At 62.8% G+C, this 12,261-nt stretch carries 15 protein-coding genes and 1 pseudogene; 4 read left to right on the plus strand and 12 right to left on the minus strand.

The window, feature by feature from the left end; all coding sequences use genetic code 11:
* Positions 1-108: 108 nt before the first annotated feature.
* Complete coding sequence (locus ACGVJ8_RS10400; RefSeq protein WP_392347853.1) at positions 109-1,488, plus strand: MFS transporter; 1,380 nt, start codon at positions 109-111, stop codon at positions 1,486-1,488.
* Between the two features lie 32 nt (positions 1,489-1,520).
* Positions 1,521-2,690, plus strand: a complete 1,170-nt coding sequence (locus tag ACGVJ8_RS10405) for a glycosyltransferase family 4 protein (RefSeq protein ID WP_392347855.1) — start codon at positions 1,521-1,523, stop codon at positions 2,688-2,690.
* A 9-nt stretch (positions 2,691-2,699) separates the two neighbouring features.
* Here ACGVJ8_RS10405 and ACGVJ8_RS10410 read toward each other — a convergent pair.
* From ACGVJ8_RS10410 to ACGVJ8_RS10430, 5 genes and pseudogenes are all read right to left on the minus strand, one after another.
* Positions 2,700-3,160: pseudogene (locus ACGVJ8_RS10410) on the minus strand (methyltransferase family protein).
* A 36-nt stretch (positions 3,161-3,196) separates the two neighbouring features.
* On the minus strand, positions 3,197-3,430 hold the full coding sequence (locus tag ACGVJ8_RS10415) for a hypothetical protein (protein ID WP_392347857.1): 234 nt from the start codon (positions 3,428-3,430) through the stop codon (positions 3,197-3,199).
* 10 nt (positions 3,431-3,440) lie between these two features.
* Positions 3,441-3,740, minus strand: a complete 300-nt coding sequence (locus ACGVJ8_RS10420) for a hypothetical protein (RefSeq protein ID WP_392347859.1) — start codon at positions 3,738-3,740, stop codon at positions 3,441-3,443.
* A gap of 63 nt (positions 3,741-3,803) precedes the next feature.
* Positions 3,804-3,998, minus strand: a complete 195-nt coding sequence (locus ACGVJ8_RS10425; protein ID WP_392347861.1) for a hypothetical protein — start codon at positions 3,996-3,998, stop codon at positions 3,804-3,806.
* Positions 3,999-4,133: 135 nt separating this feature from the next.
* Positions 4,134-4,694, minus strand: coding sequence for an acireductone dioxygenase (locus tag ACGVJ8_RS10430; protein WP_392347863.1), 561 nt, complete (start codon positions 4,692-4,694; stop codon positions 4,134-4,136).
* Positions 4,695-4,762: 68 nt separating this feature from the next.
* Here ACGVJ8_RS10430 and cobI point away from each other — a divergent pair, with 68 nt between their 5' ends.
* Positions 4,763-5,473, plus strand: coding sequence for a precorrin-2 C(20)-methyltransferase (gene cobI / locus ACGVJ8_RS10435; protein ID WP_392347865.1), 711 nt, complete (start codon positions 4,763-4,765; stop codon positions 5,471-5,473).
* On the opposite strand, the gene proC is transcribed toward cobI, so the two are convergent.
* The 7 genes from proC to ACGVJ8_RS10470 all read right to left on the minus strand — a co-directional run bounded on the left by proC (position 5,470) and on the right by ACGVJ8_RS10470 (position 11,103).
* Entirely contained in the window at positions 5,470-6,246 is a 777-nt protein-coding gene (proC, locus tag ACGVJ8_RS10440) for a pyrroline-5-carboxylate reductase (protein ID WP_392347881.1), read from the minus strand. The genes cobI and proC overlap by 4 nt on opposite strands.
* A 44-nt stretch (positions 6,247-6,290) precedes the next feature.
* Positions 6,291-6,857, minus strand: coding sequence for a cell division protein SepF (locus ACGVJ8_RS10445; protein ID WP_392347867.1), 567 nt, complete (start codon positions 6,855-6,857; stop codon positions 6,291-6,293).
* A 75-nt stretch (positions 6,858-6,932) separates the two neighbouring features.
* The gene (locus ACGVJ8_RS10450) at positions 6,933-7,595 is read right to left on the minus strand and encodes a YggS family pyridoxal phosphate-dependent enzyme (RefSeq protein ID WP_392347869.1); all 663 of its coding nucleotides are present in this window, start codon (positions 7,593-7,595) and stop codon (positions 6,933-6,935) included.
* A 4-nt stretch (positions 7,596-7,599) separates the two neighbouring features.
* Positions 7,600-7,866, minus strand: coding sequence for a PipX family protein (locus ACGVJ8_RS10455; RefSeq protein ID WP_392347871.1), 267 nt, complete (start codon positions 7,864-7,866; stop codon positions 7,600-7,602).
* 14 nt (positions 7,867-7,880) lie between these two features.
* The gene (locus ACGVJ8_RS10460) at positions 7,881-8,789 is read right to left on the minus strand and encodes an energy-coupling factor transporter transmembrane component T family protein (RefSeq protein WP_392347873.1); all 909 of its coding nucleotides are present in this window, start codon (positions 8,787-8,789) and stop codon (positions 7,881-7,883) included.
* A 3-nt stretch (positions 8,790-8,792) separates the two neighbouring features.
* Positions 8,793-10,160 (minus strand): ribosome biogenesis GTPase Der, encoded by a 1,368-nt coding sequence (der, locus tag ACGVJ8_RS10465; RefSeq protein WP_392347875.1) that lies wholly within the window; start codon positions 10,158-10,160, stop codon positions 8,793-8,795.
* A gap of 457 nt (positions 10,161-10,617) precedes the next feature.
* Entirely contained in the window at positions 10,618-11,103 is a 486-nt protein-coding gene (locus ACGVJ8_RS10470) for a DUF1823 family protein (RefSeq protein ID WP_392347877.1), read from the minus strand.
* A 6-nt stretch (positions 11,104-11,109) separates the two neighbouring features.
* Between ACGVJ8_RS10470 and dusB the strand changes: the two genes are divergently transcribed.
* Positions 11,110-12,114, plus strand: a complete 1,005-nt coding sequence (dusB, locus tag ACGVJ8_RS10475) for a tRNA dihydrouridine synthase DusB (RefSeq protein WP_392347879.1) — start codon at positions 11,110-11,112, stop codon at positions 12,112-12,114.
* Positions 12,115-12,261: the final 147 nt, after the last annotated feature.

The following is a 12,261-nucleotide window of genomic DNA, read 5'->3' on the forward strand; positions in this document are numbered from 1 at the left end:
AGATCTGGAGCCGGACGCATCTGAACCGACCCAGCAAAGCCCTGGCCATGCTGCGAGAGACGCTGCTGGCAGGCGCGTGAGCCATCATGGCCGCGATACAATTGCCCCTTGAGCGGACCGAGCCTCACCACCCCTGAACCCGCTCTACCCACCGGCAGCAACCCGGAGGGAAAGGGTGGCTTGGAAGCCGTGCTGCGCCTCAAGGACTTCCGCAAACTTTGGCTGGGCCAAATCTTTTCCCAGCTGGCGGACAAGTTCTACATCGTGCTGATGGTCTTCCTGATCGATCAGCACCTGCTGCTGAAGGGGCAGGGAAGCGGCGTGCTGGCGGAGATGGCATCGGATTACGGCCTCGACATCAGCACACGCACCCAGGTGATCACCCTGCTGGCCACAGGCATCTTTGTGGCCAACACCATCCCGGCCATGTTGTTGGGAACGGTGGCTGGGGTCTGGGCTGACCGCTGGCCCAAGCGTCGGGTGATGGTGGCCAGCAATGCCATCCGAGCCCTGTTGGTGGTGTTCGCACCGCTCTGTCTGCTGCCAGGGCCCTTCTGGCTTGGTCTGCCCTGGGGCTACTGGGGGCTGGTGGGCATGACCTTCCTGGAGTCGATCCTGACCCAGTTTTTCGCCCCCTCGGAACAGGCCACGATTCCTGTGGTAGTGCCGGGAGATCACCTATTGGCGGCCAACTCCCTCTACCAAGCCACCAGCATGGGGGCGACGATCCTGGGCTTCGCGCTGGGGGAACCGATTCTTCGCGCCCTACATAGCAGCCTGGCGATCTTCGGCATCGATAGCGGCGAGTTTCTGCTGCTTCCGCTCTGTTACGGCCTCGCGGCCCTCAGCCTGTCGCGCCTGAAGCTGCAAGAAGCCCCCAAGCCCCCCTCCAATACATCGGTATGGACGGAGATCGGCGAAGGATTGCAGGTGCTGCGCCGGGTGCCGTCGGTGCGCGGCGCCATGATTCATCTCGTGCTGCTCTACAGCCTGTTGGCGGCGCTCTACGTGTTGGCGCTCCAGCTGGCTGCCCTGATCGACAACCTGGGCCCCTCAGGCTTTGGCGCCCTGCTTGCCATGAGTGGGCTGGGCATGGCGATCGGAGCCGTGGTGATCGCCCAGCTGGGCCATCGGTTTAGCCGCCGCCGGCTCATGGCAGCGGGCCTGGGAACCATCACCTGGACCTTGGTGCTGCTCAGCCAGCTGCGGGGATCCCTGGCCTTCACCCTTAGCCTCTGCGGGATCCTGGGCATCGGAGCAGCTCTGGTGGCGATCCCAGCGCAGACCACGATTCAGGAAGAAACCCCCGAAACCGAGCGCGGCAGGGTGTTCGGACTGCAGAACAATCTGATCAATATTGCCCTGAGTCTGCCGCTAGTGCTGGCGGGCACTTTAGTGAGCAGCATTGGTCTTCAACCGGTGCTGTGGCTGCTCGCGGGGTTGGCACTGGTGGCGGCGTTGATCGAACGGCCGTGGCAACGCTGCTAATTTGCCGTTTCGCCTGAGGAGGCCCAACCCGCTTGGCGCAGATTGCGTGGCTCGGCAAGAAGTCTCCCTTCTGCGGGAATGTGTCCTATGGGATCAGCACCACGGAAGCCCTGCGCAAACGCGGGCATCAGGTGCACTTCATCCATTTCGATAACCCGCGCAGCCCGGAGCGCGACAACACATCGCTGCTGGCCAACGACCCGGACGTCAGCCTGCCTTATCTAGTCAAATCGCAGGTCTACACGATCCCTTCCCCCGGGGCACAGCGGGAGCTGAGGGAATCCCTGGAGCGGCTGCAGCCCGACCTTGTGCACGCCAGCCTCACCCTTTCGCCCCTGGATTTCCGCCTGCCGGAGCTCTGTCAGCAGCTGGACGTGCCCCTGGTGGCCACCTTTCATCCCCCCTTCGATGCAAGCCTGCGCAACCTCACGGCAGGCACCCAACAGCTCACTTACCAGCTGTATGCACCGGCCCTGGCCCGCTACGACCGGGTGATCGTGTTTTCACAGCTTCAGGCGGATTTTCTCGAACGCCTCGGCGTTCCAGCCGACCGTCTGACGGTGATTCCCAATGGTGTAGACACCGACCGCTGGTGCCCCACCAGCCCTGGCACCCTTTCGCTGATGCATCAACAGGTGCGGCAACGGCTGGGCCGAGAACGGATCGTGCTCTACATGGGGCGCCTGGCGACGGAGAAGAACGTTGAAGCCCTGCTGCGGGCCTGGCGTCTGGTCTCACCGGAGGGCTGTCGGTTGGTGATCGTCGGCGACGGGCCGCTGCGCAACAGCTTGATGAACCAGTTCAACGACGATCGGATTCTCTGGTGGGGCCACGAGCCGGACCTGGACACCCGGGTTGCTCTGCTCCAGTGCGCTGAGGTCTTCATCCTGCCGAGCCTTGTGGAGGGACTGTCGCTGGCCTTGCTGGAGGCGATGGCCACCGGAACAGCCTGCGTAGCCACCGATGCCGGTGCCGATGGCGAGGTGCTGGAGCAAGGGGCGGGAATCGTGCTGAGCACCCAGGGCGTCACCACCCAGTTGCGCACGCTGCTGCCGGTGCTCAGGGACCAGCCGGTGCTGACGGCGGACCTGGGCCGCAAAGCCCGACTCCGCGCTTTGGAGCGCTACACGATTTCAAGCAACATCGACGCCCTCGAACAGCTCTATACCGACCTGATGCAGACCAGCACGGTCGCCGCCTGAGCCAACCAATCAGCGCCAGTCCAATCCAGGAACCCAGCCCAAAATCGCCGGGATGACAGCGGCGTATTGGCTGTAATTCGGATGCAGCGTCCGTAACCTCTGCTCCTCGAAGCGGGCTTTGCCCCGCAGCACAGCCGCCAGGCTGACCAACAGCAACAGATGCAGCAGGCTGCCTGTGGCCAGCACCACTCCTGCGGAACACAGCAACACGGCCCGATACAACGGATGCCGGCAGATGGCGTATGTGCCTGTAGCGATCAACTGATTCGACGGCTTGGGCGCCGGCAGCGGCGAAAGGCTGGCCCCGAGACAGCGAAATGCCTCAATGGCCCGAACAGGCCAAAAGCCAACAGCAACAAGCCCAGCCCAAACAAAAGTTTTGGCCAAATCGCCACACCGAAGCTGGCCGGAGCAGGCCAGACCGGCAGCAGCTGGGCCAGCAGCCACCACTCACCCCGGCGGTTGTCCAACCAGCCGCCCCAACTGAAACCCTAATCGGAGAACATTCACTCGCTGACCACCAATGTTCGGACGTTACGGCGCTGCACCAGACCCGCTAGGGTCTGCGTGTCGTCCCAGCGAATCAAACCCACGCAGCCGAGCGTGTCGCTGTTGGCATTGCGGTTGGCACTGGGGTCGAGATGAATGCCCAGATGACCTCGACCCGTGTGGAACTGCGGTTCAATCCCAATCCAGATAGGCCCGAGCTCCCGCGGATCAGCGGGACCCAGGGGCTCCACCGGTTCAAGGTTATAGCGCCGGTGGGAAGCGGCGCGCGGGTGCCAGAGCGATGACGATCAGAGTTCTGACAGTGCGCCCCCGACCGCTGACGGCATCGAAGTGCTGCACGGGCTGACCTGGGGTTGCCAGACGCAGACTCCAGATGGGATCGCCCGTGCGCGGGAGTGATCGCGTGGTGCGGTTCAGCACTAAGACCGACTCATTAGCGAGGGTGGAGATAGATCGCGACGTGGTTGGGAGCATGGAGGCAGAGGCCAGATCCATCTCAGCCGCAGAACAGGGCACTACCAACAGCGCCAGCAGCTTCAACGCGAGACAAGATCGAACGACCACAGCAGCCAGGCAAACAGGCCGGAACCGTATGGGCGGTTTTTATTCGCTGAGGAAATAAAAGCCAGAGTTCGTTTTCGGCCAGCTGAAACGCTTTAGACTCCTTGTCCGGTCCAGGGCGCAGCTGTCATCGAGTAGGCGCTGCAGGCGCGGAAGACGCCCCTTCTTCACTTGGCAGTCGCTGCTGGCCTTGGCCATGGCGGCATAGCCACGAATGCGGCGGGCCAGCACCACCACGGCAATCCGGCGCTAAACCTCGGGTGCCAAGGGAGCATCCTCGGCAACAACAGGGATGAGTCCTGTCATGGGCAAACCCAGCAGCAGCGCAGCAAAGGAGCGGTGGAGACGCATCAAGGTGTCTGGAAAGCCCCCTTAGTCAAGCCTGGGAAAACGCTGGGCGATGCTGCTGCCGGTGTACTGCGCCACCCATCCCTCGGGGTTGTTGAACCAACGCACAGCACAGAACCGGGGCTGAGAGCCCATGTCAAACCAATGACGGGTCCCGGCAGGGACCCGCATCAGGTCGCCCCGTTCGCACAGCACGCTGAGCACCTCGGAACCGATGTGCAGCACAAACAAGCCGCGCCCTTCCACAAAAAAGCGCACTTCGTCTTCGGCATGGGTGTGCTCCTCAAGGAACTTGCGGCGCAGAGGCTCACGTTCGGGGTGATCCGGCGTCATCCAAATCGCATCGACCGTGGCGTAACCGCCATCGCCTTGAACCCGGGCAATTGCATCGGCATAGGCCTGGAGGATGGTGACCTGGTCTGCCCCCTCCGGCATGCCCTGCTTCGCCGGCCATTGCTCAAAGCCGATGCCCCGGCGGCTGAGCTCCGCCTGAATCACTGTCGGATCATGGCTCTCCAGCGCAGGCATGAGCCCATTCGGAGTATGGGCTGCGCTTTCGTCTGGAAAGATGCTGAGACAACTCATCGTCTGGACCCGAGACGCATCGACTGCTGACCATCATCGATCCCACCACGACTGGGGGGCTCACACTGGTGGGGGTCGGCCCCGGCGATCCTTCCCTGCTCACCCTGGCCGCCGTTGAAGCCATCCGCCAAGCGGAGGTGGTGGCCTACCCGGTCGTCCGACTGGGGGCCGACAGTATGGCAGCCAAAATCGCCGCTGCCTGGATCCGCAGCGACCATCAGCACCTGCCCTTGTTGTTCCCGATGGTGGAAGCCGCCGAACCACGTCGCACCGCCTGGGGAGCGGCGGCGCAGGAGCTGCAGCAGGCCGTCCGTTCCGGCCAGCAGGTGGCACTGCTGTGTGAGGGAGATGCGTCTCTGTTTGCGAGCTGCAGCTATGTGCTGCTGGCCCTTCGTCAGGCGTGGCCCAACTGTCCCATCAGCGTGATTCCCGGCATCACCTCGTGCTCGGCAGCCGCGGCTGCCGGCCTCTGGCCCCTCGCTCTGCAGCAGGACCAACTGCTGTTGCGCCCCTGCCCCGACACACCTGAGGAGCTGGAACAGGTGCTGGACACCGCCGCTGCGACGGGGCAAGTTCTGGCCCTGCTGAAGCTGGGTCGGCGCTGGAGTTGGGTGCAACCCCTGCTAAAGCAGCGAGAGCTGCTGCAGCAAGCGCTGTTTGCCGAGCGGGTCGGCTGGCCCGACCAGCAGATCTGTTGCGCGGATGCAGTTGCGGCCGACCCCCGCCCCTACTTCTCGCTGCTGGTGATCCGGCAGGGATGGCCGGAGGTGTTGCCCTAGGCCAGCTCTCGGCTGCGTTCCGCAGCAGCGACAACCGCTTCGATCAAGGCAGAGCGCAGGCCGATGCGTTCCAACGCGCGAACGCCGGCGATGGTGGTGCCCCCTGGTGAGGTGACCATGTCCTTGAGCTGGGCAGGGTGCAAATCGCGACGGTCCAGCAGCTCAGCCGTTCCAGCCAGGGTGCGGTGGCTCAGCCGTAGGGCCAGGTCCCTGGGAAGACCGGCTGCAACAGCCCCATCGGCCATGGCTTCCGCCACCAGGGCCACAAAGGCAGGGCCCGATGAGGTGAGAGCCAGGAAAGCATCGAGCTTGACTTCCGCCAACTCCAGAACTTCGCCCACATCGGCGAACAGCTGCCGTACCTGGTCACGTTGCCCTTGGTCGATCCCCTCCCCCCAGGCCAGAGCTGTCAAACCAGCTCCCACCAGCGCAGGGGTGTTGGGCACCGACCGCACACAGCGATGACCGGGAAATAAATGCTGTAACCGCGTCAGAGACACCCCCGCCAACACAGAGATCAGCAGCGGTTGACCCATAACAGGTCCAGCAGCAGCTGCAACGGCATCAAGTTGCTGTGGCTTCACCGCAAGCAGCTGCATCGGGGCCGTCCAGACCTGTTGAGCAGAAGGATCGTCAGCGGCAACCAAACCGATGCCAGCCGGTAGGGCCCCACGCCGTTGCTCAAGCGAGCGAGCTCCTCCGACGACCGCCAACAACTGGTCGGCTGGAATCCGTCCACGCTCCAAGAGAGGAACCACAAGGGCCTGAGCCATGCGACCCAGGCCGATCACACCGAAAGCGGGCTGCACTGTGGGCTTCAGAGAGCGGCTGCTCCCCAGGCGGGCGAGGGTGCGCTGGCGGATTCGTCGACATCCGCCACATCGGCCTCACGGCTCACCACCGTTGGAGCTGAGGCTTCGTCTTGACCGGTGTTGGTCACGGTGACGCAGCTGGGGGCGAACAGGAAGATGCTCTCGCCAACGCGCTCCTGGTGTCCATCGATCGCGAAGGTGCCACCAGCGACGAAATCAACAGCACGCTGGGCCTGGTCGGGCTCCATCATCGTGAGGTTGAGGATGACAGTCTTGCGCTCCCGCAGAGCCTGAATGGCACGAGGCATTTCATCGAAGCTGCGGGGTTCCATCACATTCACCTCGGACACAGCATTGCTGATGCCGGGCATGCCGATCACGTTGGATCCAGGCAGATCACCACTGAGGTCAAACGGGTTGGAGTCACCAATGGTTGCCAGCGCACCACCGTCAGCCTGCAGGGCGCGCTGGTCCTGGTCATCTTGCTCGTCGTCGTAGGCGAAATCATCCAATTCGCCATCGAGATAGTCATCGCCAGCGACGACGGCACGGAGACGGGAGATCAGCGACACCTTGGGAATCCTCTCGGTCTGAATGTGGTTCGAAAACCATGTTCCTGGATACCGTTTTCGCTGTGGCGGGGCAAGTCAATTCGCAGCGTCTGTTGACACCAATCTCGGGCCGAAAAGTGCCGAACCGATCCTGAGCCAGGTGCTGCCCGCTTCAGCAGCCTCTTTCCAGTCCGTGCTCATCCCCATCGAGCACTCCGCCAAGGCAAGCCGATCCGCCAAGGCACGGCAGTCGGAAAATAACGCCTTGCGCTGCCCTGCGGCCATGTCGAGCGGCGCCATGGTCATCAGACCCGAGATGCGCAACCCCGGCAGAGCCTGTAGGTCTGACCAAATGGCGCCGAGTTCATCAGCCGACAGCCCCCCTTTGCTGGGATCAGGACGCAGTTTCACCTGCAGCAGCACTTCAGGCTGACGGGCCTCCTCCACGGCGATGCGCGACACCCGTTCGGCCAGCGACAGGGAACCCACCGAGTGAATGACGTCGAAAGCCTTCACCACCGGCCGCACTTTGTTGCTTTGCAGGCGACCAATGAAATGCCAGCGCAAGTTCAGATCGATCAGCTCCTCTTGCTTCGGCAGAGCCTCCTGAACGCGGCTTTCCCCGAAATCACACTGACCAAGCTCAGCCAGGCAACGCACGGACGCTGCCGGATGCCCCTTGCTGACGGCCAGAAGCCTTGATGAAGAGGGACGGCATGCCTGGAGCGCCTGCCAACGTGCAGCGAAGGAATCGGTCAAGGGTTCAGATAAACGTCTGATCGAACAGCTGACTCCAGGAGCCCAGGTCTTCCGAGCCATCACGACGGCAACGGCCCAGATGCACCTCAGCGTGGTGACGCGCGTCCCCGTAGGGAATCACTTCGAACTGGGCGCCACGGGGTTGCAGGGTGACCAGAAAGAACATGCGCTTGGCATACAACGTGACATAAACGTCTCGGCCCTCACCAGCCGGAGCCACCCGATAGAGCATCCCGAAGGTGGGGTGATTCAGATATCGCTCGGACGCCATGCCGTGATCGGAGCTCATAGAGCACCGTACTGACCGCGGAGCCCAATCACCAACGCAAGAACGACCATCGCCAGGCCATTCAGCAGGGGAGCAGGACGATCGGGAGGCATGCGGAAGTACGAAGGACCGAGAATTCGACCTCCACGGGCGACCAGAGCATCAGCCCCCTGCTCAGCCCTGAGAAGAATGTTGGCCAGCAGCCGCTCTCCGACGGCCAGCACTAGGCCGAAACCGGCCTTGAAGCCCAGCTGGCGCAGGTTGACGGCACGGCTGGCGAGAGAGCGCAACAGATTCTGGAACTCCTCCTGCACCAGAGGCAGAAAACGAAGTGCCAGCAGCAATTGAAACCCCAGCCGCTCCACAGGACATCCCAGCCACTTCAATGGAGCCAGGCACCAGCTGAGGGCCCAGACCAGATCCTCAGGAGTGGTCGTGATCAGCATCAGATTGACGCTGTGAATCACGGTAAAGATCAAGGTCGACGTTCGCAGCCCCAGCACTGCCGAGGCCCGATCCACCACCAGAGGCCCCAGCTGGAGACCGCCCAACTGCAGGGGGCCGAGGCGCAACAGATCCCAGGAGGGGCCTTCCGTCTCGAGCCCCGGAAGCTCGGCCGGATTGCGCAGCGGGAAGGCCGCAGGGGGATCCACAGCCGGCAAGAACATCGACAGGAGGCCCACCACAACGGCCAAGGCCGTCAGCAGCAGCACAGACCTCCACCACAGCGACCGAGCCAGTCCACTGCCGAGGGTGATCAGCACCAGAGCCACCACCAGGCCAACGCGCCAGAGGGGCCCCGCCAGAACAGGCGTGAGCAGAAAGACAAGGGACCAGGCCAACTTCAGGCGAGGGTCCAAGCGCCGGAGCCAACCCGTGGACCCATCGACATATTGACCCATGGGGACCTGGCGTAACCAGTCCATCGCTCAGCCTTTGCGACTCTGCTGACGGGCCAGGTCGCGTTCGGCATCGCGCTGTTGCTTACCGCGCCAGAACAGACGCAACGGGCTGCCATCGAAACCGAGGCCCTCGCGGATCTGACGCTCCACATAGCGCCGATAGGTCTCTCCGAACAATTTGGGGTCGTTGACAAACAGGGTGAAGCTGGGCGGCCGGCTGGCCACCTGGGTGCCGTAATACAGCTTTCCTTGGCGTCCACCGCGGGTGGTGGGGGGACTGCGCCAACTCAGCGCTTCCTTGAGCACCTCGTTCACAACGGACGTACTGACGCGCCGACGGTGCTGCTCAACCGCCAAGGCGGCCAAAGCAAAGATGCTCTCCACCCGCTGGCCCGTGAGCGCCGAGGTGAACAGCATCGGGGCCCAATCGAGAAAATAGAGCTTGGAGCGCAGCTCCTTTTCCATCGCCGTCATGGTGTGGCTGTCTTTTTCCACCGCGTCCCATTTGTTGACGACCACCACGCAGGCACGGCCGTCCTCTTCAATGCGGCCCGCCAGGCGCTGATCCTGCTCGGTCACCCCATCGAGGGCATCGATCACCAGAACACACACATCACTGCGTTCAATGGCCTTGAAACTCCTGTTGATGCCGAAGAATTCCGGACCATAGTTGACGCTGCGTCGCCTCCGGATGCCCGCCGTGTCCACCAGGCGCCAAGGACGATTCTCACGAATGATGCTGGTGTCAATCGTGTCGCGGGTGGTGCCGCGGATCGGGCTAACAATCGCCCGCTGCTCTCCGCAGATGGCATTCAGCAGGCTGGATTTCCCGACATTCGGCCGTCCGATGATGGCCATCTGAATCGGCTCCTCCTCGTCACCCTCCTGATCCTTCGGGGGGAAAAAGGTGAGCACCTGATTCAGCAATTCTCCGGTGCCAGCGCCGTGGATGGCTGAGATCGGATGAGGTTCACCCAGGCCAAGGCTCCAGAATTCGCCAGCCATCGCCAGGCCCTGTTCCGGCGACTCGCACTTGTTCACCGCCAGAAGCGTGGGACAGCGGTGACTGCGTAGAAATTCCGCGATGGACTCGTCAGCGGCCGTGAGCCCCTGCTGACCGTCCACGATCACCAGAGCCACACTGGCTTCTTCAAGCGCAAGAGCCGCCTGCTCCCGGATCTCCGGCAAAAACTCACTGTCGTCGTCGAACACCAGTCCACCAGTGTCTACGACCTTGAATTCCCGATCGCCCCAGTAGCAGTCCTGGTAGGTGCGATCACGCGTCACGCCAGGCTGATCGTGAACGATGGCTGACCGGCTGCGGCACAGCCGGTTCACCAAGGTCGACTTACCGACATTGGGGCGTCCGATGATTGCGACGACGGGACGCGCCAAGAGTTTGCTCAAGCCAATCCTTTACCCTACAGAGACGCCATAAACCCTCTGAAGAACCGAAATTCTTTCGGAGTGAGACAAATGAGTCTCAACTGAGGCGGCTAGGGTGGGTTCAGTTGTTTCCTCGCCATGCTCGGGCTCGTCGCCAGCCTTGTGGTCGACCTCTTCGACTAACGCCTCGCCATCCACAATAGTCATCAGGAAGTAGTCCGTGTGATTCCGATCAACACCCGCAAGGCCTCAACACCAACACCGAATCTTCAACAGCAAGGTTTATACGAAGTACCGATCCACCACGATGTACCGACGCACCTACACCGTTCCAGGGGTGCCATTCACGATGTGCGTGGTGCGAACGAGGCCATCTGCTTCCACGCCGCCCCCTGGCAAGAGAACGCAGGGCACGCCGATAAACCCGCCCGTTGGCTGTTCCACAACACCCCGAAAGGCATACCCATTACGATTGAGGCCTGAGTGAGGCTACCGGCCGATCGCCGGGGTGCCCCTGCACCGGATCTGCAGGAGGAGGAAGCTCTGGACACAAGGGCCCCTGCTCCGGCAGGGGCTCGCCTTGCTGGGCCAGCCAGGCCAACAGCCAGTTCACAGCTGTGGCTCGTCGGGTGCGGCGGGGGTACAATTCACCGATGCGGTATCCCGCGAAGTTGAGCTGTTGTTTGAGCAGCTGTTTGTGTTGCTTGGGAATCGAGCGGGTCAAACGAACCGACGCCGGACGCTCCGCGATCAGTTCGGGAGCCTGAGGGAAGGCGTCGGCCCATTCGGAGGGTGTGTCGAGACCGGCGCACCACTGCGGTTCAGCAGGCCGATAGCCCAGACGTTCCCAGATCCTTTCGCAGACAAAGCGATCGCTGCAGCGGTCCTCGAGGATCTGCAACAGCAACAAACGACTGAGCGGCCAGGGCATGTCAGTTGCGTTGTGCAGCATGGACCCATGATTGCTTCACCCCCCCTGCAGCTTCCCGGCAATGGAACCGCGCGTCAGCTGCGCTGCCGCGTATTGCAGTCGCCGCTGGCAGGGGTGAGCGATCGGGTCTTTCGCGGCCTGGTTCGACGTTGGGCGCCCGACGCGCTGCTGTTCAGCGAAATGGTGAATGCCACCAGCCTCGAGATGGGGTATGGGCTCTGTAAGGTGGAATCGCTCGCCGAGGAATCCGGCCCCATCGGCGTGCAACTGTTCGACCATCGCCCCCAAGCCATGGCCGATGCAGCACGACGGGCTGAAGCCAGTGGTGCCTTCCTGATAGACATCAACATGGGCTGCCCTGTGCGCAAGATTGCCCGCAAAGGTGGCGGTTCCGGGTTGATCCGTGATCCCAAGCTGGCCATCCAGATCGTGGGAGCGGTGGCGGGCGCCGTGGCTGTGCCCGTCACGGTGAAGACACGCCTGGGTTGGTGTGGCAGTGATGCCGATCCCGTGCACTGGTGCCAACAGCTGGAACAAGCAGGTGCACAACTGCTCACACTGCATGGACGCACCCGCGAACAGGGCTTCAAGGGCGCTGCGGACTGGACCGCGATTACCAAAGTTCGAGAAGCACTCACGATCCCCCTGATCGCGAACGGCGACATCAACAGCCCCGACGATGCCCTGCGCTGCCTGAATCAGACCAGCGCAGCGGGCGTGATGGTAGGCCGAGGCACCATGGGAGCCCCATGGCTGGTGGGACAGATCAACGCCGCCCTGGCCGGTCGTGCGATCCCTGCCACACCCAATCCGTCAGCACGGCTTGCACTGGCCCGGGATCAACTGGACGGCCTGGTGCAGGATCGCGGCGACCATGGGCTGCTGATCGCTCGCAAACATATGGGCTGGACCTGCACGGGCTTCCCCGGCGCCTCGCGACTGCGTCATGACCTCATGCGGGCGCCCACACCAGCGCAGGCCAGGGACCTGCTGACCCAGCAGATCGACGCCCTTGCGGCGACCGCTGCATAGCCACCACAAATTATGCCAAGAGGCTTGGTCTGTTGCAACGGCTTTGCCATTGCCTCAAGTGAAGTGATCGCAAGGGGTCTCATGCTGTAGTTGCGCCGACTTCACGCCAACCACGGATCGCCCAGGCCATGACCGCTGCTATGCGAT

The sequence above is a fragment of the Parasynechococcus sp. genome, from assembly GCF_042954245.1.
Classification (GTDB): Bacteria; Cyanobacteriota; Cyanobacteriia; order PCC-6307; family Cyanobiaceae; genus Parasynechococcus.